Source organism: Porphyromonas pasteri, from assembly GCF_014647755.1.
In the GTDB taxonomy this organism is placed as follows: domain Bacteria; phylum Bacteroidota; class Bacteroidia; order Bacteroidales; family Porphyromonadaceae; genus Porphyromonas; species Porphyromonas pasteri.
This window is the reverse complement of the sequence record NZ_BMPU01000005.1, coordinates 181,100-204,653: the sequence shown is the minus strand read 5'-3', so window position 1 is coordinate 204,653 and position 23,554 is coordinate 181,100. Positions and strand designations below refer to the sequence as shown.

16 protein-coding genes and 1 tRNA gene are annotated in these 23,554 nt (G+C 59.4%); 15 read left to right on the top strand and 2 right to left on the bottom strand.

Annotation, left to right across the window (positions count from 1 at the left end; translation table 11 throughout):
• Nucleotides 1-397 precede the first annotated feature (397 nt).
• The 5 genes from IEX77_RS08520 (at nt 398) to ubiE (ending at nt 5,646) form a co-directional block, all read left to right on the top strand.
• Nucleotides 398-754 (top strand): NUDIX domain-containing protein, encoded by a 357-nt coding sequence (locus IEX77_RS08520; RefSeq protein ID WP_188808451.1) that lies wholly within the window; start codon nt 398-400, stop codon nt 752-754.
• 58 nt (nt 755-812) lie between these two features.
• Nucleotides 813-1,103 (top strand): DUF3467 domain-containing protein, encoded by a 291-nt coding sequence (locus tag IEX77_RS07970; RefSeq protein WP_044115752.1) that lies wholly within the window; start codon nt 813-815, stop codon nt 1,101-1,103.
• Between the two features lie 119 nt (nt 1,104-1,222).
• The gene (locus tag IEX77_RS07965) at nt 1,223-2,353 is read left to right on the top strand and encodes a 4-phosphoerythronate dehydrogenase (RefSeq protein ID WP_188808450.1); all 1,131 of its coding nucleotides are present in this window, start codon (nt 1,223-1,225) and stop codon (nt 2,351-2,353) included.
• A 38-nt stretch (nt 2,354-2,391) separates the two neighbouring features.
• Nucleotides 2,392-4,812 (top strand): trypsin-like peptidase domain-containing protein, encoded by a 2,421-nt coding sequence (locus IEX77_RS07960; protein WP_188808449.1) that lies wholly within the window; start codon nt 2,392-2,394, stop codon nt 4,810-4,812.
• A gap of 39 nt (nt 4,813-4,851) precedes the next feature.
• On the top strand, nt 4,852-5,646 hold the full coding sequence (gene ubiE / locus IEX77_RS07955) for a bifunctional demethylmenaquinone methyltransferase/2-methoxy-6-polyprenyl-1,4-benzoquinol methylase UbiE (protein ID WP_188808448.1): 795 nt from the start codon (nt 4,852-4,854) through the stop codon (nt 5,644-5,646).
• 81 nt (nt 5,647-5,727) lie between these two features.
• Here ubiE and rsmG read toward each other — a convergent pair whose 3' ends face one another.
• Entirely contained in the window at nt 5,728-6,357 is a 630-nt protein-coding gene (rsmG, locus tag IEX77_RS07950; RefSeq protein ID WP_188808447.1) for a 16S rRNA (guanine(527)-N(7))-methyltransferase RsmG, read from the bottom strand.
• 6 nt (nt 6,358-6,363) lie between these two features.
• The gene (locus IEX77_RS07945; RefSeq protein ID WP_188808446.1) at nt 6,364-7,233 is read right to left on the bottom strand and encodes an RsiV family protein; all 870 of its coding nucleotides are present in this window, start codon (nt 7,231-7,233) and stop codon (nt 6,364-6,366) included.
• 1,173 nt (nt 7,234-8,406) lie between these two features.
• On the opposite strand from IEX77_RS07945, the gene IEX77_RS07940 reads away from it, so the two are divergent.
• From IEX77_RS07940 to miaB, 10 genes are all read left to right on the top strand, one after another.
• Nucleotides 8,407-11,031, top strand: a complete 2,625-nt coding sequence (locus IEX77_RS07940) for a valine--tRNA ligase (RefSeq protein WP_188808445.1) — start codon at nt 8,407-8,409, stop codon at nt 11,029-11,031.
• Nucleotides 11,032-11,041: 10 nt separating this feature from the next.
• Nucleotides 11,042-11,917, top strand: a complete 876-nt coding sequence (gene glsA, locus IEX77_RS07935; RefSeq protein WP_188808444.1) for a 1-acyl-sn-glycerol-3-phosphate acyltransferase — start codon at nt 11,042-11,044, stop codon at nt 11,915-11,917.
• Nucleotides 11,917-12,915, top strand: coding sequence for a glycine N(alpha)-acyltransferase GlsB (gene glsB / locus IEX77_RS07930; protein WP_188808443.1), 999 nt, complete (start codon nt 11,917-11,919; stop codon nt 12,913-12,915). Before glsA ends, glsB begins: the two co-directional genes overlap by 1 nt.
• Nucleotides 12,873-13,280 carry a YraN family protein gene (locus IEX77_RS07925; protein WP_188808442.1) on the top strand — a complete coding sequence of 136 codons (408 nt, stop codon included), beginning with the start codon at nt 12,873-12,875 and terminating at the stop codon, nt 13,278-13,280. The genes glsB and IEX77_RS07925 overlap by 43 nt, the downstream gene beginning before the upstream one ends.
• A gap of 30 nt (nt 13,281-13,310) precedes the next feature.
• Entirely contained in the window at nt 13,311-14,306 is a 996-nt protein-coding gene (locus tag IEX77_RS07920; RefSeq protein WP_188808441.1) for a GSCFA domain-containing protein, read from the top strand.
• Nucleotides 14,294-16,792: a bifunctional UDP-N-acetylmuramoyl-tripeptide:D-alanyl-D-alanine ligase/alanine racemase gene (locus tag IEX77_RS07915; protein ID WP_188808440.1), complete on the top strand. Its 2,499-nt coding sequence runs from the start codon at nt 14,294-14,296 to the stop codon at nt 16,790-16,792. The genes IEX77_RS07920 and IEX77_RS07915 overlap by 13 nt, the downstream gene beginning before the upstream one ends.
• Before the next feature lie 573 nt (nt 16,793-17,365).
• Nucleotides 17,366-17,441, top strand: a tRNA-Lys gene (locus IEX77_RS07910).
• A 151-nt stretch (nt 17,442-17,592) separates the two neighbouring features.
• Entirely contained in the window at nt 17,593-20,889 is a 3,297-nt protein-coding gene (locus IEX77_RS07905) for a glycosyltransferase family 117 protein (RefSeq protein ID WP_188808439.1), read from the top strand.
• Nucleotides 20,890-20,904: 15 nt separating this feature from the next.
• Nucleotides 20,905-21,537, top strand: coding sequence for a polysaccharide deacetylase family protein (locus IEX77_RS07900; RefSeq protein ID WP_188808438.1), 633 nt, complete (start codon nt 20,905-20,907; stop codon nt 21,535-21,537).
• A 224-nt stretch (nt 21,538-21,761) separates the two neighbouring features.
• Nucleotides 21,762-23,162, top strand: a complete 1,401-nt coding sequence (gene miaB / locus IEX77_RS07895; protein WP_188808437.1) for a tRNA (N6-isopentenyl adenosine(37)-C2)-methylthiotransferase MiaB — start codon at nt 21,762-21,764, stop codon at nt 23,160-23,162.
• Nucleotides 23,163-23,554: the final 392 nt, after the last annotated feature.

The following is a 23,554-nucleotide window of genomic DNA, read 5'->3' as shown; positions in this document are numbered from 1 at the left end:
CTACTGGCAAGCGAACTCCCCATAGAGACACCCTGGGCGGGAAGCGACTCTGCACCCAAGCGGTGGAGGAACTACTCGCCACCCAACTTCCCCCAAGCCAATTGGGGCAAGCCCTTATAGAGATAGGCGCCTTGGTCTGCACCCCTCAATCGCCCCAATGCTCCGCCTGCCCTGCCTCATCGTGGTGCCGTGTAGCGGAGCTCCCTCTCGCTCGTCTCCTCCCCATAAAGGGGGGGGGAAAGCTAACCCTTAGAGATCGCTACTTCAGCTACATCTATAGCACCTACCATCAGCAAGTCTTACAAGAAAAGCGAGGACGAAACGACATCTGGCGAGGACTGTATCAATTCCCTTTGTTTGAGAGTGACAGCCCCCAAACACCCGAAGCGGTAGCCCATTGGGTAGAGGACGAGCTCTCCTACTCGGGGGGGGGCGTCTTGCGCCTACAACTTTCAGCCTTGAGCACCGGCTCTCCCACCAAATACTTCACATTACCATCTACACCGCCGAACTCGAGTCCGACGCCGTGGGGAGCACCAAGTACCAATGGGTGAACCAGAGCGAATTGGGCGATTACGCCCTCCCCACGCCTCTCGTCCGCTTTCTCGAGCAACTGCACTGGCGTAGCCTCTCCGCCCCTCGAACTCACCCCCTCGGCGAGGTCCCATTTACCCCTGGCTTTCCTCCCATCCACCCTCCCTCGGTGGCTATGCACGCATTCGGGGCGTTTTCACTATCTTTGACCATGGTGTAGCCCGCCTACGAAGCGGATCTACTCCCCTTCGTACATTATATATAGACAAGTAGAAACAATGGCAGAACAGGAAACTCCTCAGTTCAACATCGAGCTCCCCGAAGAAGTCGGTCAGGGTCAGTACGCTAACCTCGCAGTAGTCCTGCACTCGCAGAGCGAATTCATCCTGGACTTCGTCCGTCTGCTCCCTGGTCAGCAGTCGGCTCGCGTCCACAGCCGTCAGATCCTCACTCCCGACAACGCTAAGCGTCTGGTCCGCCTTCTGGAGCAGCACCTGGCTGGCTTCGAGCAGGAGTACGGCAAGATCGAGCTGCCCGAAGACGGCGCCGTCGAGGTGAATGCAAACTAAATCTGTGGCCTCAGCTTGAGGCTCGACGCGAGTCCCAAGCTAAGAACACACCTTGCTATCCTGACCCCACTGCCTCGTATGGGCGGCGGTCGGGATAGCTTTTTGATAAGAAGATCGTGATGGATAAGCCACTATTTGTGCTGGACTCCTCCCTACCATATCTGGAGGGGCTGGTGGAGCAAGTCGCTGACGTGCGCCGCCTGCCCAACCGTGACTTCACGCCCGAGACGATCCGTGGCGCCCGTGCCCTGCTCATTCGCAGTGTGGTGCACGCCGGCCGCGAGCTCCTCGAGGGGAGCGGTGTCGAGATCGTCGCCACAGCTACCGCGGGCTTTGATCATATCGATGCCGACTACTGCGCTGCCGCGGGTATCCGCTGGGAGAGTGCTCCAGGGTGCAATGCCGGGGGGGTCGTACAGTATGTCCTCTCATCGCTCGTGCGCTGGTCGCTGGAGCGAGGTGTCTCGCTGGAGGGGAAGACTATCGGTATCGTCGGGGTAGGGAATGTCGGGGGACGCTTGGCTAAGCGTGTCGGCGCCCTCGGCCTTCGTCCACTGCTCTGTGACCCACCTCGTGCTGAGCGTGAGGGCGCAGAGGGCTTCGTCTCACTCGAGACGATCCAGCACGATAGCGATATCATCACACTTCACGTACCGCTGACGCGCTCGGGGCAGTACGCCACCGAGGGGATGGTCGATGAGGCCTTCCTCCAGGGCTGTGCGCGTCGTCCGCTCCTTATCAATGCTTGTCGTGGCCCCGTCTCCCCGAGCGCTGCGCTGCTGAAGGGGCTGGAGCTTCGTCAGATCTCCGACCTCATCATCGACTGCTGGGAGGGTGAGCCCGTCATCAATAAGACCCTCCTCAAGCGCAGCTTCATCGCCACACCACATATCGCTGGCTGGACGGCCGACGGCAAGTGGCGAGGCTCGCAGATGGCGCTCGAAGCCGTATGCCGTGCCCTCGACCTGCCTCTCCCCGAAGGGCTGTGGGACGAAGGCGTCCTCTACACGCCCGATGCTCCCCGCATCGACCTCAGCGCCTTCCCCGAGGAAGAGCGTATCCTGCGTGCCCAGCTCCATACTTGTGACCTCAAGGCCACGACCCGGACGCTGAAGTCCGCTCCCGAGGACTTCGAGCAGGTACGTCGTGCCTACCGCTTCCCCCGCGAAGCCTCTGCCTATACCGTCGTAGGTGCTTACCCCGAGGAGAAGCCCCTCTTAGAGCAGCTCGGCTTCACCCACATCGAGTAGTCCGCCACAGATCACACACCCTACATCTCCCTGTAGCTATGTCTCTTCTCCGCTCTCTACGCCTTCCCCTCTTGATGCTCCTTGCCCTCCTTCCCGAGGCGCTGTGGGGACAGTATCGCACGGCACGCACTCCGCGCTCTGAGCAGATGCCCCTCTCGCCCGTCGTGGGAGCACTGGGCTCTGGGCAGATGATGCGCTCGGCGACAAACGCCCTGCGTGTGGCAGCACCCTCCGCTGAGGAGCTCCGATCGGCTACGGCTGGGGATAAGGGCTTCCGCACCTATACCTTCGCTGTCGAGCGCCCCGTGGCTGAGGCTACCGAGGCGCTGGGACGTATGTACCAAGATGGAGCGGGGAACTATGTGTGGCGCGCTGAGGTCCAAGCCCCTCAGGCGAAGAACATCGGCCTGCGCCTCTCACGCTATGCCCTGCCTCGTGGTGGTGCGCTCTTCGTGACGGCTAAGGGGCGTCCTGCTAAGGGGGCATTCACCGAGCAGAACAACGAGACGGATAGCCTCCTACAGATCGCTCCCATCGATGCCGAGACGCTGGTGCTCGAATACGAATATCCCGAGGGGACGCGCGCTGACCAGCTGAAGCTTCCCTTCCGACTTGATGCGCTCTTCTACGGCTTCCGCGACTTCCGCAGTGCTGGGCGTGCGGAGAATTTCGCCCAACCAGGGGAGCCTTTCTATGACCACCCCCGTGCTTCGCTTGCTTCGCTGAGCTGTGCGCCCAACGCTATCGCCTATCCCGATGCGTGGAAGCAGAGCCGTAGCACGCTCCTTCTCATCGTCGGTGGGACCAGCGCCAGCACGGGTTCGCTCATCAACAACACCCGCTCCGACGGCACACCTTACGTCTTGACCTCGGCACACTGCCTCAATAACCTCTTCAAGCTCCTCGGTGATCTCGGCGCTGTGAACCGCAATGCCTCGACGACGGTCTTCTTCTTCGGCTTCCAAAGCCCCTTACGTGAGGGCAACGTGCGCCCCACGGAGGAGCAGAGCTTGAGCGGAGCCAACCTCGTCGGCTACAATGAGGATACCGATATGTGCCTGCTGCGTATCAAGGGGCTTCCCCGCAGAGCTAACGGCACACTCGGCCCGATCCCAGCGGCCTATCAGCCCTACTTCGCTGGGTGGAATATCAATGAGTCGCCCCAAGGTCCCTTCGTCGGCATCCATCATCCTGGGGGCTCGACCAAGCGCTACAACCTCACGCAAGATACCGAGCTGCGTACCAGTGACTACGACCTCTCCTATGAGGATAAGCACGGCTCCGTGCGCTTCATCTCGTGGAGCGACGTGCACTGGGAGGTGAATGCTTGGGCTGTCGGTGCGACGGCTGCGGGCTCTTCGGGCTCAGCACTCTTCGACAAGGACGGCCTCATCGTCGGTGCCTTGACGGGGGGAGCTTCGACCTGCGATAGCCCCAATGACGACCGCTACTGGGCGCTCAAGCGCTCGTGGGTGTCCAATACCCCTGGGGCGGGCACGATCCGTTCGCTCCGTCCGTGGCTCGATCCCACGAACTCTGGCCGTAAGACCTGCGATGGCTATGACCCCATTGCGCCGAAGGTCGTGCAGCGCCTGAGCGCTATCTACCCCGATCCCGTAGCGACCTCAGCCGAAGTCGTCAAGCCCAACGTGACGCACACGCCCCGTACGGGTGTCGACGCCATCGGCAATGAGCTGCGCCTTCCCCAGATATCGGGGGCTACGATCCTCGGGGCGTACGTCGTCTTCAAGAGTAATGATCAGCTCACCTCCGCAGACCTTCCACAGCTTCGTGTAGCACTCCAGCCCTTCACCGATGACTATGCCCTCGGCGGTAAGGTCGTGGACTTCGCCTCCTCGACCCTCGGAACGTATGCACGCTATGATGCCTTCGGGGCAGCGCAGCGTGGCTCACGTACGCTCCGCTCCGATAGTATCGAGTTCTTCTTCCCCGCACCCGATGGCTTGAAGCTCAGCCTCAGCGAAGGGCGCTATCTCCTCTCCTGCACGACGAGCGACAGCCGTGAGCTGCGCCTACCGCTCCTGGCCTATGACGGCCCTGCTGACCGCCTACGTGGGTGGGCTGCGTGGACGCACCACTGGACAGATGGCTGGCGTCGTAGCACCGAGCTCCCTGGTGGGGCGTACTGGATCGACCTGCTCATCGAGACGACTACGCTGGTCAATCCCGAGGCGAAGAGCGACCTACCCCAAGGCCTCACGGGTTACTACCACGGTGGGGCCCTGCACCTCGAGGGCGAAGAGCTACGCCACACGCCCTGCGAAGTGCGTATCTATGACCTCACCGGTCAGCTCCATATGCATCAGAAGCTCACGCAGACGGGTGGCCGTGCCACGGTGTCCGTCACGGGGCTTGTCCCTGGGCTTTATATCGCTGCCGTGCGCCCCACGTCAGGGCGTATCTCCGATGCCCACTCGATCTACTTCTCTCATAAGTGATCACCATCATTATCACATCCTTCCCATATCTCTACCACAATGATTACCCCCTATAAGGACAGTGCTGAGTCGAAGGTGGATCAGGTCCGCCGGATGTTCAACCGCATTGCTCCGCAGTACGACCGCCTGAACCTCGTCATCTCGCTCGGGCTGGACCGCTCTTGGCGCCGCAAGGCCCTGAGCTTCCTCGCACCCTATGCCCCACAGCACGTGCTGGATGTCGCTACGGGTACGGGAGATGTCGCTATCTCACTCGTGCAGACGATGCCCTCCGTCAAGAAGGTCACGGGCGTCGATATCTCGGAGGAGATGATGCGCATCGGTGCGGAGAAGGTCCATCAGCTGGGCCTGAGCGACCGCATCGTCTTCAACCGTCAGGACTGCACCGCCACGAGCTTCGAGGAGAATACCTTCGATGCGGCGACGATCTCCTTCGGTATCCGCAACTTCCCCGACATCCCTGCAGCGGCACGTGAGCTACATCGCATCATCCGCCCCTCGGGTGTGCTGGTCATCGCCGAGCTCTCCGAGCCGACGAATCCCGTCCTCCGCATGGCCTACAAGCTCTATGCAGGGAATATCATCCCACTCATCGGGCGCTTCTTCTCTGATGACAAGGACGCCTACACGTACCTGCCGAAGTCCATCGCTGCGATGCCCCAGCGTGAGAAGATGGTAGCTATCCTGCAGGAGGCCGGCTTCAGCGAGGCCTTCTACCATAGTATCTTCCCGGGTACCTGCACGATCTACGTGGCTATCAAGGGGGAGCCTCTCCCCGAGATCCCTGAGGAGACGACGGACGAAGAGCCCTCTGTGCCTGAGACTGAGGGCTAATCAAGAGCTACCTACATATACAGCGCGCCCCTGCTACCGACTGGTAGCAGGGGCGCGCTGTATTTGGTCTGATGAGGTCGCTTAGAGGGGGAGGTAGACGACCTTCTTCGTCTTGAAGTACTCTTCCGAGAAGGTGGGGTAGAGGTCCTGCACCTCGACGATGCGCTTGTAGGGGCGGATCTCCGCCTGTAGCTCACCGCCTTTGAGGCAGATGAGTCCGTTGGGCATACCGTTGCGCTGCTCGTGATGGACGAGCTTGCGGGTGAAGCCGACCAGCTCATCAAGGCGCATGACGGCGCGGCTGACGACGAAGTCGAACTGCTCCTTCACGTCCTCGCCACGCCCGTGTAGCGTACGTACGTTCTTCAGCCCGAGGGCTTCGGCGACGGCTGCCGCGACCTTGACCTTCTTACCGATGCTGTCGACCAGCAGGAACTCGCACTCGGGGAAGAGGATCGCCAAGGGGATGCCTGGGAAGCCACCGCCCGTACCGAAGTCGAGGATGTGCGTGCCGGGCTTGAAGCGGATCATCTGGGCGATGCCGAGCGAGTGGAGTACATGGTGCTCATAGAGTGCATCGATATCCTTGCGGGAGATGACGTTGATCTTCGCATTCCAGTCACGGTAGAGGGGATCGAGCTGGGTGAAGTACTCGATCTGCTCGGGGGTGAGCTGGGGGAAGTAGCGGGTGATGATGTCGATAGCGGCCATGCGGTCTTAGGGCTGGATATAGTTGAAGATGATGCTCTGTGGGCGGAGGAGCTGACGTACCTCCTCGTAGGGGATGAAGACCTCGATGATCCCGATAGCGAAGGGAGCGATCTCGTAGGGATTGTACGTATAGGTCATGCCCTTGTCATCGAGGCGGAAGTTATCGTTGCTCGTCAGGTCGGCAACGTAGATACCGTCCTTGCTCTCCATCTCCTGCGCGCTCTTGCGACCGAACTCCTTGATGAGCGCGCGCTGAAGGATCTTATTCAGCTCGGGGCCATAGCCGTCGATGAAGAGGTCTCCTTCGCTGATGACGTCCTTGCTCTTGCGGTCGAAGGTATAGTTCCCCGTAGCAGGCAGACCATGGGCAGCCCCAGCAGAGTAGGTGTACACGTCCTTCTGCATCGTGATGATGTGGTCGTCGTGATAGGTGATGTAGTTGGAGAGGGTCATCTCGCTCTTCATGTCCTCCAGCTCTTGGGGAGAGAAGCCAAGGGAGTCAGCGCCGAAGAGGTATTCGCTACGCACCTCGCGCAGATAGCGCTCTGTGGCTTCCTTGGGGCTCCAGTTGGCATAGGCTTCGCCGAAGAACGCACTGCTGACAGCCTTGAGGAGTGCGGAGTCATTCGTCGGGTAGCGGAACCAGAGCTCTACCTCTACGGACGATCCCTTGCGTGCTACCTGATTGTCGAAGTAGGTCGTGGAGATCACGATGGAGTCCCAGCCCAAGGGGCCTTCGGGGCTCTGTGCGCCTGCTGCGAGGGTCGAGTCGGCGCTCTGTGCGCTACCACTACGGCCGGTACAGCTGGAGAGGGTAGAGCCGATGAGGCATACAAAGAGGAGACAGAGAGAGGTGAGTGTGTAGAGTTGTTTCATTGCCGTAGCTATAGCTTCCTGAGGTGGAAGGCGGAGGCGCACCATCAGCGGTGAGCGTCTCGCACTTCGCATCACAAAGATACTTATTTGTTCCTCAGCCTCATCCCCTTCGTCTTGTATCGACGTCAGTGTGCGTAGCTGTCCCTTCGTCCGCCTTGCAGTGAAGGGGCCTCGCATCTCTCGGAGAAAAAAGCGGGGAGCAGTAGTGGAATGCCTACCGAAGTACGCGAATAATAGTTGCAGATCAGTGCCAGATAAGTTTCGTCTACGTGCGTGGCTCTAAAATCTACGTGCGTGGATATTTGGATTTACGTAGCTGGTCATTAAGACTACGTGCGTGGATAGAGAAAAGCACTATGGGGAGCAGCGTTTTTCTCCGCGGAAATGCGGCTTCCTCTTCTACAGGATGAGACAAATAGCTGTGGCGGGATGAGGTGCTACTATGAGAGGATGAGGGTACTGCGAGCCTTAGCTTGGTGCCGGCTTTCGGCATACTCTTGCTGTAGATAGGGAGGAGCGTTAAGATATTTGATATCAGGAAAACGGGCGTGGCGAGAAGTCGGGTGGAGTGCCTTGCCTGTGTATATTGAAATCTTCATATATTTGTACTGCCAAATTACGCGCGAATCAAAACATATCATCAACTGCACCCTACCAATGAATCACCCACTCGCACGGAGATACCGTCACCGAGATCTGGTCATTTGGCTATCTGTCGTTTCGCTGCTCCTATTCATTGGGGTCCAGGCGGCATGCTATGTCATTGCTTCACATCCTCGTTGGCTGTTTATTCTCTCCTTCTTCGTTCCGAATCTCATCGCTTTGACGTGGGGCGTACGCCTTGCGGATCGTCGTGGCTTGGAGCGTGGTATCATCCTCCTCGGTGTCGCAGGAGTTAGCTTTTTATTCATGGGCCTTTTTGGCATCGCCTGCCTTTACTTTAGCATCTAATACCCCCCTTCCCCCTACACATCCTCCGAGCGAAGTCACGCTCTCTACGCACTGTGCTGCGCCCCGGAGGGGCACGGTAGAGGCTTCGTGCGCCTGCAATCCGTCTGATTGATGTAAATTTGTAGCTCCCATAGGTGGCTCCCTTCACAAGAGGGTGTCCGTCTCAGGGTGCAAAGCAGTCAACAGAATAAACTATATAGATACATTACGAAGTCCACTATTATGGAGTTAGCAACCAAGTACAGCCCCGAGGCTGTGGAGAATAGATGGTATGAGTACTGGATGCAGCACAAGCTCTTCCACTCGACCCCCGATCATCGCCCTGCCTATACCGTCGTCATCCCTCCCCCCAACGTCACGGGTGTGCTGCACATGGGGCACATGCTCAATAATAGTATCCAGGATATCCTCGTGCGCCGTGCGCGTCAGCGTGGCTTCAACGCCTGCTGGGTACCTGGTACCGACCACGCCTCTATCGCTACCGAAGCGAAGGTCGTCGGCCGTCTGGCGGCTCAGGGCATCCAGAAGCACGACCTCACGCGCGAAGCCTTCCTCGAGCACGCTTGGGACTGGACGCGCGAGCACGGGGGCATCATCCTCGAGCAGCTCAAGCGCCTCGGTGCTTCCTGCGACTGGGAGCGTACCGCCTTCACCATGGACGATGAGCGTAGCCAGAGCGTCATCGACGTCTTCGTCGACCTCTACCGCAAGGGGCTCATCTACCGCGGCGTGCGTGTCGTGAACTGGGACCCCAAGGCACAGACCGCCCTCAGCGACGAGGAGGTCATCTATCAGGAGCAGCAGGGTAAGCTCTATTATCTGCGCTACTTCGTCGAGGGCGAGGCAGACAAGTATGTCGTCGTCGCTACGACCCGTCCCGAGACCATCATGGGGGACACCGCCGTATGTATCAATCCCAATGACGAGCGCTACAGCTTCCTCCGTGGCAAGAAGCTCATCGTGCCTATCGTCGGCCGTGCAGTCCCCGTCATCGAGGACGAGTACGTCGACATCGAGTTCGGTACGGGCTGTCTGAAGGTCACGCCTGCACACGACGTCAATGACTATATGCTCGGTGAGAAGCACCAGCTCCAGACGATCGATATCTTCCACGACGACGGCACGCTCAACGAGCATGGCGGTGCCTACGCTGGTATGGACCGCTTCGACGTGCGTAAGAAGATCGAGGCAGACCTCATCGCTGCTGGTCTGATGGAGAAGGTCGAGGACTACACGAATAAGGTAGGTCACTCCGAGCGTACCTTCGTACCCATCGAGCCTAAGCTCTCGATGCAGTGGTTCCTCAAGATGGATGGCCTCGCTAAGCCCGCCCTCGATGCGGTGATGAACGACGAGATCCGTCTGCACCCTGCGAAGTTCAAGAATACCTACCGCCACTGGATGGAGAACATCAAGGACTGGTGCATCAGCCGTCAGCTCTGGTGGGGGCACCGCATCCCAGCCTACTACCTGCCTGATGGTAGCTTCGTCGTCGCTGCTAGTGATGAGGAGGCGCTTCGTCTGGCACAGGAGAAGAACGCTGATCTCACCGCCGCTGACCTGCGCCGTGAGAGCGACTGCCTCGACACCTGGTTCTCCTCTTGGCTCTGGCCTATCACCGTCTTCGCTCCCGCACTGAGCAAAGGCAACAAGGAGCTCGAATACTATTACCCCACCTCTGACCTCGTCACCGGGCCAGATATCCTCTTCTTCTGGGTAGCGCGTATGATCATGGCAGGCTACGAATTCCAGGGGAAGAAGCCCTTCGAGAACGTCTACCTCACCGGTATCGTCCGCGACAACCAGGGCCGTAAGATGTCCAAGACCCTCGGTAACTCGCCTGACCCCCTGCTGCTCATCGACAAGTATGGCGCTGACGGCGTGCGTATGGGCCTCATCATGAGCGCCCCTGCTGGGAACGATATCCTCTTCGACGAATCACTCTGCGAGCAGGGTCGTAACTTCTGTAATAAGATCTGGAACGCCTTCCGCCTCGTCAAGGGCTGGACGGCCGAAGCTGCAGCTGCGCCTCAGCCCGAGGCCTCGCGTCTGGCCTCCTACTGGATGCGTCAGGTGCTCAGCAAGGCGGCTACCGAGCTTGACGACCTCTTCGCTAAGTATCGTATCAGCGAAGCACTGACCCTCGTCTACAAGCTCATCCGTGATGACTTCTCCTCCTCTTACCTCGAGCTCATCAAGCCTGCCTACGGCTCGCCCATCGACGAGACGACCTGCCGTGAGGCGCTGGACTTCTTCGACGAGATCCTGCGTATCCTCCACCCCTTCATGCCCTTCATCACCGAAGAGCTGTGGCAGAACCTCGCCGAGCGCGCCGATGGTGAGAGCATCATGAACGCTCAGCAGCGCCCTGCCGAGGCCTACGATGAAGCCTTCCTCGCACGCTTCGCTGCCGCTCAGGAGATCATCACCACCGTACGCAGCCTGCGTACCAGCAAGAACCTCTCGCCCCGCGAAGCCCTTGGCCTCGAGGCAAGCCCCAGCTACCCCACCGAGCTTGATGAAGTCCTCATCAAGATGGCAGGCCTCTCGGCTATCGACCGCAGCGGCGTGCGTAGCGAGGGTGCTGTGACCTTCGTCATCGGGACGGACGAATTCGCCGTGCCTATGGCTGCCTACATCGATGTGGAGGAAGAGCTGAAGAAGCTCCGTGCCGACCTCGAGTACCAGCAGAAGTTCCTCGCTGGCGTAGAGAAGAAGCTGAGCAATGAGAGCTTCGTGAGCAAGGCTCCCGAGGCAGTTATCAGCCTCGAGCGCAAGAAGAAGGCCGACGCTGAGAGCCGTATCGCCACGATCGAGCAGAGCATCCGCCAGCTCTCTGGCAACTAGTCCTATCGCGATGCAACCACTGACCGAGCAACCCCAATACTCCTCGCAGGACCATCCCCTGGCTATCCATATCGGGAAGGTACTGGAGGAGAAGGCGGGTAAGCGCCTCCCCCCATTCGTCCTGCGCCTCCTCGAGCGCATCATCCATCAGCGGGAGATCAATGATATCCTCTACCGCTATGGGCACCTTGATGGTATGGACTTCCTCGAAGCCCTGATGGGGGAGTTCGCTGTCACGACCGAATGGGTACACCCCGAGCGCCTGCCCGAGTCGGGGCGCTGCATCTTCGTTTGCAACCATCCGCTGGGTGGTATGGACGGCATCTCCCTCTCCTATATGCTGGGGAAGCGCTACGGCGACGTGCGCTACATGGTCACCGACTTCTTGTATTACCTCCGCCCGCTCCAGTCGGTCTTCCTGCCGGTGAATAACCGCCAGGGCTCGCAGGGTCGTGAGTCCATCACGATGCTGCAGGAGGCGATGCGCTCCGACGTGCCTATCGGCACCTTCCCCGCGGGCTCATGCTCGCGTATCTTCGACGGCAAGCTGCAGGACCGCCCTTGGCATAAGACCTTCGTCTCGCAGGCCATCGCCAACGAGCGCGACATCGTGCCGCTGCACTACGTCGGGCAGAATAGCCGCCACTTCTACTGGATCTGGCACATCAAGGAGGCGCTGAAGATGAAGTTCGACCCAGGGCAAGCCCTCCTTCCCGATGAGCTCTTCCGTGCTCACGGCAGTCACTTCAAGGTCATCGTCGGGGAGCCGATCTCTTGGCAGAGTCTGCGTGACAGCGGCCTTACGCCTCAGCAGGAGGCTCAGCGTATCCGTGCGCTGAGCTACCAGCTCCGCGATGAGTATGATGCTACACTGACCAAGCGCTGATGTTTACCACACCGATCATCGCCCCTGTCTCTGCGGATCTCATCCGCCAAGAACTCACCCCCGACAAGCTCCTTCGCGCGACGAATAAGGGTGGGAACGAGATCTACGTCTTCCATGCCAGCACGGCTCCCGAGACGATGCGTGAGATCGGGCGCTTGCGAGAAGAGGCCTTCCGCTTCTACGGCGGCGGTACGGGGCGTGACTGCGACGTCGATGAGTTTGACCTCGCCGACGACGGCTATCGTCAGCTCATCGTGTGGGACCCCGCCGAAGGAGCTATTCTCGGTGGCTACCGCTTTATGTTCGGCGACGAGGTACAGATGGACGAAGCCACGGGGCGTCCACGCCTGGCGACGGCAGAGCTCTTTGAGTTCAGCCCCCGCTTCCTCGCAGACTACCTCCCCGTGACGATCGAGCTGGGACGCTCCTTCGTCTCCCTGCCCTACCAGTCTACGCGTATGGGGGCTAAGAGCCTCTTCGCGCTGGACAACCTCTGGGATGGCCTCGGTGCGCTGACGGTACTCAACCCTGCGATGAAGTATTTCTACGGCAAGGTCACGATGTATGAGGACTATGATCCCCATGCGCGCAACCTCATCCTCTACTTCCTCGACAAGCACTTCCCCGATCCCGATCACTTAGTTCGCCCCACCGATCCGCTGCCCATCGTCGTCGACGAGGCTGAGATCCGCGAGCTCTTCTCCTCGGATGACCGTCTGGAGAACTACCGCGCGCTGAACAAGGCCGTGCGTGAGATCGGGCTGAACATCCCTCCGCTGGTCAATGCCTACATGGCACTCTCGCCCGAGATGCGTGTCTTCGGCACGGCGATCAACGAGGACTTTGGCCACGTCGAGGAGACGGGTATCCTCATCGCTATCGACGAGATCATCCCCGACAAGCGTGTGCGCCATATCGAGACCTTCGACCCCGACAAGGCACAGAGCGATCTGCTATGGACCAACATCTCAAGACGGGTGCGACTGGTGAAGAGTTAGCCTGCCGCTATCTGGAGCGCCACGGCTACTCCATCCTCGAGCGGAACTGGCGCCACCAGCACCGTGAGATCGATATCATCGCCCAGTGGGGTGAGACGCTCGTCATCGCCGAGGTCAAGACACGTGGAGTCGGGAGCTTCGCCGAAGCTCGCACGACCGTCACCCGAGAGAAGCAAGCCTTCCTCATCTCCGCCGCCAATGCCTACATCCGTCAGCGTGCCCTCGATCTGGAGGTGCGCTACGATATCCTCGCCCTCGATATAGAGGCTGATGGGAGCTACACGATAGAGCATATCCCCTCGGCTTTCTACCCGCAGCTCGCGGGGCATCGCACAGGGCGCAAGTCGGGGCGTCCTCATCGGTAGTCCTTCGCCCCCAAGATATTCGCTCTGCCTATGCCTCAGCTCCATACTCCCGTCACGCTACCGCCCTCGCCTCCACGCTTGGGCTACGGGCAGCAAGCCCTCAGCTTCGGCTCGTGCTTCAGTGAGCATATCGGCGCTTACCTCCGTGATGGAGGCCTGCAGCTCCAAGTCAATCCCTTAGGTATCCAGTACAATCCGCTCTCGATAGCAGCCGGCATCGAGCGCCTCTTCTTTGGTGAACCCTTCACCGAAGCGGACCTCTTCGAGCATGGCGGGCTCTACCACTCCTTCCTTCATCATGGGCGCTTCTCTGCCCGAGCGGCGGAGGAAGCCCTCCGTCTGATGAATGCTTCGTACGAAGCGGTGCAGACGGCGCTACCTCAGCTGCGCTCCCTACTCCTCACCTACGGCACGGCCTATGTCTACCGCCTTGCGGGTGACGAATATGGCGGAGTAGCGGGTCAGGTAGTGAGCAACTGCCACAAGCTCCCCGAGCGGACGTTCGTCCGTGAGCGTGTGAGCTTAGAGATGCTCCTTCAGATTTGGCGCCCACTCATTGAGCGTCTTCGTGAGCGCTTCCCCGAGCTGACGATCATTCAGACGGTGAGCCCCGTGCGTCATCTGCGTGACGGTGCCCACGGCAATGCCCTCAGCAAGGCGACGCTCCTGCTTCTCTCCGAGGCACTCACGGAGCAGTTCCCTGCGACTTGCTTTTATTTCCCCTCTTACGAATTGGTACTCGACGAGCTCCGCGACTACCGCTTCTATGCCGAGGATATGGTGCATCCTTCCCCCTTGGCACAGCGTATCGTCGCCGAGCGCTTCACCGCGTGGGCACTCGACGAAGCGGTGCAGAAGGCTTTGCCCTTAGCGCACCGCCTGCATCAAGAACTTCGTCACCGCCCTTTACATGCTGAGGGAGCCGAGCATACGGCGCGTCTGGCCGCTCTCCGTGAGCGCATCGCCGCCTTCCGCTCGCAGTACCCCTCCGCTCAGCTTCACGACTTACCCTCATGGATAGATTAGTTTCCCCATCCTTCTCTCCCGCCACCCTCGCTATGGCCTTTGCGGTCACACCGCATCTGTCGCACGACCGAGCTGTGAGCCATATACTCACCGATAGCCGCTCGCTCCTCACGCCCGAGGAGACGCTTTTCTTCGCCATCCGCACGGAGTCGGGTGACGGGCACCGCTATATCGAGTCGCTCTATGAGCGTGGGGTAAGGAGCTTCGTCGTCGAGCAACTCTCGAGCGAGACGGAGGCGAAGTACAGCGGGTGCAACTGGTATGTCGTCACCTCCTCGATCACGGCACTGCAGGCGCTGGCACGCACGCACCGCGAGCGCTTCCCCCTGCTCCATACCATCGGTATCACGGGGAGCAACGGGAAGACCGTCGTCAAGGAACTGCTCTATCAGCTCCTCTCGCCCTGCTTCCATACGATGCGCTCACCCCGCAGCTACAATTCGCAGATCGGCGTACCGCTCTCTGTGCTGAGCATCACCGCTACGGACGAAGTCGCCCTCATCGAAGCGGGGATCTCCCGCCCTGGTGAGATGGCGGCGCTGGAGGAAGTCATCGCGCCTCAGCTCGGTGTCTTCACCTCGCTCGGTAGCGCACATCAGGAGGGCTTCGCCTCGCTGGAGGAGAAGCTCGATGAGAAGCTCCGTCTCTTCAAGCGCTCCACCTCGCTCTTTTATAGCCTCGACACGCCCTTGGTCGCTGAGGCAATGCGTGAGCGCTTCCCCACGAAGTCCCACTACACCTGGAGTCATCAGGATCCTGCCGCCACGGTCTACGTCCGCACGACCGAGACGACGAGTACCACGACAGCGCTCGTCTGCGTGGTGGCTGGCGAAGAATATCCGCTGACCGTTCCCTTCACCGATGCGGCCTACCTCGAGGATATTGCCTGCTGTCTGACCCTCGTGGCGGCTCTGGCTCCCCAGCTCCTTGCTGTGCCCGAAGCGTGGCGTGCCCTCACCAGCATCTCGATGCGTCTGGAGGTCAAGGACGGCCTGCAGGGCAATACCCTCATCGATGATGCCTACAGCTGTGACCTGCAGTCACTCTCCATCGCGCTGGACTTCCTACGTCGTCGGGCTTCGGCTACGGGCGCTCGCCCCGTGCTCCTGCTCTCCGATATCGAGGGGAGCGGACGTAGTGATGCCGACCTCTATGCCGAGGTCGCAGGCCTCATCCAGAGCTATGGCGTGGACGAAGTCTTCGCTGTCGGGGAGCATCTCACGGCTTCGGCGGGGCTCTTTGACGCTGCGCATACGCACTTCTTTGCGACGACGAGCGAGCTTTTAGCTTCGCCCCTCCTGTCGCGTCTGCACGACTCCTGCATCCTCATCAAGGGCGCACGTCGCTTTGCTCTCGACCAAGTCTACCGCCGTCTCTCCTCCCGTGAGCATCAGACGGTGCTGGATATCGATCTCAGCGCTGTCGTGCACAACCTCAATCACTACCGCTCGCTCCTGCCGCCCGAGCATCCGCTCATCTGTATGATCAAGGCCGATGGCTACGGGACGGGTGCCTTCGAGCTGGCGCGCACACTCCAGGAGCACCGTGTCGACTACCTCGCCGTAGCTGTGGCGGACGAAGGACGTGAGCTGCGTGACAAGGGCATCCGCACCCACATTATGATTATGAACCCCGAGCTGTCGGTGGCAGATACCCTCTTCTCGCACCGCCTCGAGCCCGAGGTCTATAGTATGGAGCTCCTCGAGGGGCTGTGCGAACGTGCGCGCATCGCAGGCATCACCGCCTTCCCTATCCATCTCAAGGTCGATAGCGGTATGCACCGCTTGGGCTTTGCGCCTGCTGACCTCCCTGCCGTAGGGGCTTATCTCCGTGAGCATCCCGAGCTGCGTGTCAGCTCGGTCTTCTCGCACCTGGCCGCAGCCGACGAGCCCGACAAGCGTGACTTCACCGAGCGTCAGGCGAAGACCTTCATCGCCGCTACCGAAGCCCTTACGGCTGCCCTCGGCTATCAGCCGAAGCGTCACCTGCTGAATACGGCAGGTATCGAGCGCTTCCCCGAATACGCTCTCGATATGGCACGCCTCGGCATCGGCCTCTATGGGGTGAGTGCTACGGGGCGCCCTGGGGTAGAGCCTATCGCTCGCCTGACGACCGTCCTCCTGCAGATCCGTGAGCTCCCCGCAGGCGAAGCTATCGGCTACGGCTGTCGTGGCATCACCTCCCGCCCCTCACGCATCGCGGTCATCCCTATCGGTTATGCCGACGGCTTCTCACGCCGTCTGAGTCGCGGTGCCTATTCGGTGCTCCTGCACGGCCGCCTGTGCCCGACTATCGGCAATGTCTGTATGGATGCCTGTATGATCGATATCACCGACGTGCCCGAGGCGCGGGTGGGGGACGAAGTCCTTATCTTCGGTGGCGAAGAGCGCCCCATCACGGTGCTTGCCGAAGCCTGTGACACGATTCCCTACGAGATTCTCACGACCCTCTCGACGCGCATCCAGCGTCGCTACTGGCGCGAGTAAGCCTACGCCCCATATACAAGTACCCGCCCCACGGCTCGTCACTTAAGTGACCTGCCGTGGGGCTTGCTTTTTCTCCTTCATCGGGGAAGGGGCTGTGCGATGTGCGGGGGAGGGTCGTGTGAACCTATATTGATCGCATCACCAATCTATATAGGATGGCGAAGAAAACTATATAGCTTTGCGAAGTGACCTCTATTAGGTTGTTGCTCCGCGTAGGGACAAAAGTTATGGACGAGTGGCAGAAAAGTTTGGACTACGTACGTGGCTCTAATATCTACGTACGTGGATCTTTGGATTTACGTACCTGGTCTTTAAGACTACGTGCGTAGACAGAGAAAAACTACTACGTGAAGACGCTTTTTTCTTCACGAGAAGGAAACTTTTCCTTCCGTTGAATAAGAGGAATACCTGCGATAAGGTGCAGGGCTTGCGTGTCACTTTGGAGAGGTCTATCGGGAGTTTTTTGATGAGTTTGCGGGTGGTGTCTTGTGTAATTCAAATGTTTGCACTACCTTTGCACCCGTTCTGAAAACGCTCCCACGCACCAAGGTGGTGAGCCGAACAAGGGAAAATGACTCTGTAGCTCAGTTGGTAGAGCAAGTGACTCTTAATCACTGGGTCGTGAGTTCGAGCCTCACCGGGGTCACCAAGAGAGCGGGTACTACATCTCAGTAGTACCCGCTCTTGCTGTATAGGGCCGTGCTGCGGCACGGCAGGTATCAGCCTATATAGCTATCTTTGTAGGCATTGTAGTGTGTCCTGACCCTTCGTGGCGGGTCGCACATCTAATAGAGATATACATGAATTGGAAGCAATTTAACCGAGCAAATAACCTCCTGGGCTGGGCGATCTTCGCAGTCGCTACGCTCACCTATCTGCTCACGATCGGCCCCTCAGCGAGCCTGTGGGACTGTGCGGAGTTCATCGCTTGTGACTACAAGCTCGAGATCGGGCACCCTCCTGGCGCGCCCTTCTACATGCTGGTCTATAATGTGATCTCGCATCTGGGTGGTAGCCCTGAGCGTGCGGCACTGATGACCAATGCCACGAGTGCCGTGCTGAGTGGCCTCACGATCCTCTTCCTCTTCTGGACGATCACCCACATGGTGCGCCGTGTGCTGACGCCTCGCGCGCATCTCGGCAAGCAGGGCTTTGAGCCCGCTGGTGAGGTGATGACGATGGGGCAGGCTATCGCTATCCTCGGCTCTGGTCTGGTGGGTAGCTTGGTGTACACGTTCTCCGACTCCTTCTGGTTCAGCGCTGTCGAGGCGGAGGTGTATGCCTTCAGCTCGCTCTTCACCGCGGTGGTCTTCTGGCTGATCTTTAAGTGGGAGGAGCGCAGCGAGTACGAGCGCTCGGACCGCTGGCTGGTGCTGATCGCCTATCTGATGGGCCTCAGTATCGGGGTGCACCTGCTGAACCTGCTCTGTCTGCCCGCCATGGCGCTGGTCTACTACTACCGCCGTGCCACGACACCCACGCTCAAGGGTAGCGCTCTGGCGCTCCTCGGCTCCTTCGCCCTCGTCGGGCTGATGATGTACGGGGTCGTGCAGGGTGTGCCTAAGCTCGCAGGGAAGTGGGATATGTTCTTCGTCAATACCTGCGGTCTCAGCTACAACCAAGGGCTGTATATCTACCTCGCGGTACTCGTCGCCGTCCTTATCTGGGGCGTCTACGAAGCCGACCGTGCGGTGCAGGATCCCAAGCTCCTCGGCTCACATCGCTTCCGTATCTCTATCGCTCTGTCGCTGATCTTGATGGGGCTTCCCCTCATCGGGAATGGTCTCGTCGCCCTCGCACTGGCGGCAGGTATCATTGCCTTCTTCTACCTATATAAGGGTCTTCGCGCACGTGCCGTCCAGACGGTACAGATGTCGCTCGTGGCTATCGCTATGGGCTTCTCCTCCTACGGGGTGATCCTCGTGCGTGCGGTGGCTGACCCTCCGATGAATGAGAATGCGCCTGCTGATGCCTTCTCGCTCCGCTACTATCTGGCGCGTGAGCAGTACGGCTCGGCACCGCTCTTCTACGGCCCTACCTTCGCATCGCCCTATAAGTACGGCGCCGACGGCCGTCCTGAGTTTGACGAAGGTGAGCCTACCTATGGGCGTGTCGATAAGGCTCAGCCTTCTGACCCCGATCGCTATGTAGCACGTGCGCCCAAGGATGAGCCCGTCTATGAGGGCTCGAGCATGATGCTCTTCCCCCGTGTCTATGACCGTGGTCATGCGCAGATGTACAATACGTGGATGGGGCGTGCTGCCGATGATATGTCGCAGCCTACCTTCGGGGACAACCTCACCTACTTCTTTAACTACCAGCTGACCTACATGTACTGGCGCTACTTCATGTGGAACTTCGCCGGACGCCAGAATGACCTTCAGGGTGACGGCGGCCTCCTGCGTGGTGGCGCTGCTACGGGTATTCCCTTCGTCGATAGCTTCTTCTACGGGGATAGCGATACGCACCCCGAGGATATGACCGCCAATAAGGGGCACAATGTCTACTACGCCCTCCCGCTGATCCTCGGGCTCATCGGTCTCTTCTTCCAGATCGGTCGCGGGCGTCGTGGTGTGGAGAGCTTCTGGGTGACCTTCATGCTCTTCTTCATGACGGGTATCGCCATCGTGCTTTACCTCAACCAGTATCCTGGTCAGCCTCGTGAGCGTGACTACGCTTATGTGGGATCGTTCTACGCCTTCGCTATCTGGGTGGGCTTCGGTGTGGCTGCTATCGCTACGACCGCCAGCCGCTATCTCTCCAAGCAGCCTGCGAAGAAGACCAGTGATGAGGACGCGCCTGTCACCATCTCTACGGCTGCTGCAGGTGTCGCTTCGCTGGTGCTCCTGCTCATACCCATACAGATGGCAGGGCAGAACTGGGACGACCACGACCGCTCGGGTCGTACCGTCGCCAGCGACATGGGCCGCAACTACCTCGAGAGCTGTGAGCCGAATGCCATCCTCTTCTGCTACGGTGACAACGATACCTTCCCCCTCTGGTACGCACAGGAAGTCGAGGGCATCCGCACGGACGTCCGCACCGTCAACCTCTCCTATCTCTCGGGTGACTGGTACATCGACCAGATGAAGAAGCAGGCCTACGAAGGCAAGCCTCTGCCCATCGGTCTCCTGCCCAAGTCCTATTATTACTACAACAACTACGCTCTCGTCAGCCCCAATGGCGGTGAGCGCCTGAGCGTCGAGGAGGCTTATAAGGCACTGCAGGGTCATGGCCCTGGCTCGCCTGCTATGCTGCCCTCGCCCGACCTCTACGTCGCCGTCGACTCGGCTGCTGTCGCTCAGCGCATCGCGAAGAGCTTCCCCGCACTCACGGGGCATATCACTCCCGACTTCTCACTGAGCCTGCACGGCCGTCAGTTCCTCGATATCGGTGGCCTCAGCGTCCTCGACCTCATCGCGGGCAACAAGTGGGAGCGTCCTATCTACTGGGCGATCACCTCGCCCCGCAATGCCTTCAATGGAATGACCGCCAGCATGGTGCAGACGGGTATGGCTTCGCAGCTCCTCCCGCTCGCTCCACGTGTCGACAGCACGGGCCGTGCTATCGACTACGGCATCGGCAATCTGGATCGTATGTACGAGACGGTGATGACGAAGTTCCGCTGGTGCGGTGCTGATCGCCCTGGTACGTACTTCGATGAGAACGCCCGTGGCATCGTATCGACCCTGCGCAATCAGATCTTCACGCCTCTGGCTAATGGCTATCTCGAGCGTGGCGATAAGCAGAAGGCACAGGCCATACTGAAGAAGTGTCTCTCCGTCATCCTCGAGGAGAACGTCCCCTATGAGACGAGCGCACTCTACTTCGCTGATGCCCTCTATCGTGCTGACATGCGTGCTGAGGCTGACCACGTGCTGCAGGCTATCGCCCGCCGTGCGCTGAGCACGCTGACCTGGGCGGTACAGCTCCCTGCTGAGAAGCTCGAGGAAGTCTCACGCCACGGTGAGCTGCAGGAGGCTTATACGGCTATCTCTTACGCTCTCGACTTCGCTAAGGACTACAACTCGCAGGCGCTCTCCCGCTATGAGCAGGAGATCGCAGCGCTGCTCCGCCGTCTGGGCGTAGCTCAGTAGTCCGCTCTCCCGCCGATGATCGAGCGCATCCTCTGTCGGGTCCCTATGTGGTACCGCATGCTCGTGCCTGGAGCGCGCTGGCGTATCCCCGCGCTCAAGGGCAAGAGTATCTACCTTACCTTCGATGATGGTCCGATACCCGAGGTCACGCCTTGGGTATTGGATCAGCTCGATGAGTTGGGGATCAAGGCCACGTTCTTCTGCGTGGCGGACAATGTGCGACGCTACCCCGAGCTCTTCGAGGAGATACGTCGCCGTGGTCACACGGTAGGCAATCACACCTACCATCATATCCAGGGTATCTTCCACTCGACGAAGGAGTACATGCGCGACGTCTACGAAGCGCATGAGCTCATCCACTCACGTTACTTCCGTCCACCGCACGGGCATCTGCGCTTCTCGCAGAATCGAGAGCTTAGTCATAGCTTCGAGATCGTGATGTGGGATGTCGTGACGCGCGACTACAATGCCGAGCTCAGCCCGGAGACCATCGTCGGCTACGTGAAGCGCTATGCGCGCAACGGCTCGATCATCGTCTTCCACGACTCGCTCAAGGCAGAGAAGAATATGCGCGTAGCGATGCCCGAAGCTGTGCGCTGGCTCCAGAGTGAGGGCTATCACTTCCTGCGTATCGGCGATGCCCCTTGATATATAGCATGGGATGAAGATCGTAGAAGGTCTTGGTAAGGGTAAAAAAAGCGGAGCTGACTTCCCAGCCAGCTCCAACCTATTAACCAAAACCTTAACTATGAAAAATCTTACATTTTCATTGCAAATATACAGATAAATATATTATCTCCAACTGCGGGAGAGACCCCTTCTTAAGAAGGTCTACGCACCTCCCACCGTCACTTAAGCAATTCATATAGTTCATGACCAAGATCGAGCCCGCCCAGAGCGCTCAGCCTTCGACCGCCACCGCCCGCCGCGTCTATATAGAGACCTATGGCTGCCAGATGAATGTCGCCGACAGCGAAGTCGTCGCATCCATCATGCAGATGGACGGCTTTCACCTGACCGAAGACCCTGAGTTGGCCGATGCTATCTTCCTCAATACCTGCTCTGTGCGCGACAATGCCGAGCAGAAAGTCCTCAACCGCATCGCTTACTATCACTCCATCCGCCGCAAGAAGCGCCGTCGTATCATCATCGGCGTCCTCGGCTGTATGGCGGAGCGTGCCAAGGGGGAGCTGATCGAGAAGCACCACGTCGACCTCGTCGTCGGCCCCGATAGCTACCTCGACCTGCCGAATCTCGTCGGCGCTGTCGAGCGCGGGGAGAAGGCGATCAACGTACAGCTCTCCACCACTGAGACCTACAAGGATGTCCTTCCGCTGAAGATCGGCGGGCTCAACCTCTCGGGCTTCGTCTCCATCATGCGTGGGTGCAATAACTTCTGCTCCTACTGCATCGTGCCCTACACCCGTGGCCGTGAGCGTAGCCGTGAGCTGGAGAGCATCATCCGTGAGGTGAAGGACCTCGAGGCCAAGGGCTATCGTGAGATCACGCTGCTCGGGCAGAATGTGAATTCCTACCGCTTTGTGGACGGGGATCGCACGTACGACTTCGGTGACCTCCTCGAGCAGGTTGCCCTCGCCGTACCCACGATCCGTATCCGCTTCACCTCGCCTCACCCCAAGGATATGGACGACAAGGCCATCGCTGTGATGGCGAAGTACCCGAATATCTGCAAGCATATCCACCTGCCTGCGCAGTCGGGCAACGACCGCATCCTCAAGCTCATGAAGCGCAACTACACCCGTGAGTGGTACCTCGAGCGTGTCGCGGCTATCCGCCGTGCTATGCCTGACTGTGCCATCACGTCGGATATCTTCTGCGGCTTCCACGACGAGAGCGAGGAGGACTTCCAGGATACGCTGAGCCTCATGCGTGAGGTCGGCTATGACAATGCCTTCCTCTTCAAGTACTCCGAGCGCCCCGGGACGTATGCCGCCAAGTACCTCATCGATAATATCCCCGAGGAAGAGAAGATCCGCCGCCTCAACGAGATGATCGAGCTGCAGACCCAGCTCTCGCTCGAGAGCAACCTGCGTGACGTGGGGAAGACCTTCGAGGTCCTCATCGAGGGCTTCAGCAAGCGCTCCCGCGAACAACTCTTCGGGCGTAGCCAGCAGAATAAGGTCGTCGTCTTCGACAAGCAAGGCTACCGCGTCGGTCAATACGTGGACGTACGCATCGAGTCCGCCACGGCAGCGACCCTCATCGGGAAGCCCGTGCGCCCTGCCGAAGGCTATACGCCCGAAGCCGAGTAAGCGCCTCCAGCTTCTCCCCGAAGCAAAGAATCAAGCATCGCCCCCACAGATTCCGCCGAATCTGTGGGGGCGATGTCGCTTTACTCCCGTAGTGCAAGCGGCTTTGCTTGACTATTCGGATTTCTCCCAATGCGCGAAGGAAAACTTCCCACGCACCTCGTGGAAAACTGCATACCACTACAGAGAAACCCTTGTCTACGTACGTGGTCGTTAGGTCTACGTACGTGGATCATAGGATTTGCGTGCGTAGACTTTATGACCACGTACGTGGACGGAGGATTAGGCATAGTGGTGGACGCCTTTTCTTCGGCTGGATGGCAAGATGTCCTGTGCTTGTTTGTAGTCGAGTGACCGCAGGAGCGGACAGCGTCGCCGTAGGAAATGGAGGCCTT

What these genes read in the sequence shown, in the direction of transcription:
- IEX77_RS07970 (WP_044115752.1), top strand. Translation starts at nt 813, where the DNA reads ATGGCAGAACAGGAAACTCCTCAGTTCAACATCGAGCTCCCCGAAGAA.
- IEX77_RS07965 (WP_188808450.1), top strand. Translation starts at nt 1,223, where the DNA reads ATGGATAAGCCACTATTTGTGCTGGACTCCTCCCTACCATATCTGGAG.
- IEX77_RS07960 (WP_188808449.1), top strand. Translation starts at nt 2,392, where the DNA reads ATGTCTCTTCTCCGCTCTCTACGCCTTCCCCTCTTGATGCTCCTTGCC.
- ubiE (WP_188808448.1), top strand. Translation starts at nt 4,852, where the DNA reads ATGATTACCCCCTATAAGGACAGTGCTGAGTCGAAGGTGGATCAGGTC.
- rsmG (WP_188808447.1), bottom strand. Translation starts at nt 6,357, where the DNA reads ATGGCCGCTATCGACATCATCACCCGCTACTTCCCCCAGCTCACCCCC.
- IEX77_RS07945 (WP_188808446.1), bottom strand. Translation starts at nt 7,233, where the DNA reads ATGAAACAACTCTACACACTCACCTCTCTCTGTCTCCTCTTTGTATGC.
- IEX77_RS07940 (WP_188808445.1), top strand. Translation starts at nt 8,407, where the DNA reads ATGGAGTTAGCAACCAAGTACAGCCCCGAGGCTGTGGAGAATAGATGG.
- glsA (WP_188808444.1), top strand. Translation starts at nt 11,042, where the DNA reads ATGCAACCACTGACCGAGCAACCCCAATACTCCTCGCAGGACCATCCC.
- glsB (WP_188808443.1), top strand. Translation starts at nt 11,917, where the DNA reads ATGTTTACCACACCGATCATCGCCCCTGTCTCTGCGGATCTCATCCGC.
- IEX77_RS07925 (WP_188808442.1), top strand. Translation starts at nt 12,873, where the DNA reads ATGGACCAACATCTCAAGACGGGTGCGACTGGTGAAGAGTTAGCCTGC.
- IEX77_RS07920 (WP_188808441.1), top strand. Translation starts at nt 13,311, where the DNA reads ATGCCTCAGCTCCATACTCCCGTCACGCTACCGCCCTCGCCTCCACGC.
- IEX77_RS07915 (WP_188808440.1), top strand. Translation starts at nt 14,294, where the DNA reads ATGGATAGATTAGTTTCCCCATCCTTCTCTCCCGCCACCCTCGCTATG.
- IEX77_RS07905 (WP_188808439.1), top strand. Translation starts at nt 17,593, where the DNA reads ATGAATTGGAAGCAATTTAACCGAGCAAATAACCTCCTGGGCTGGGCG.
- IEX77_RS07900 (WP_188808438.1), top strand. Translation starts at nt 20,905, where the DNA reads ATGATCGAGCGCATCCTCTGTCGGGTCCCTATGTGGTACCGCATGCTC.
- miaB (WP_188808437.1), top strand. Translation starts at nt 21,762, where the DNA reads ATGACCAAGATCGAGCCCGCCCAGAGCGCTCAGCCTTCGACCGCCACC.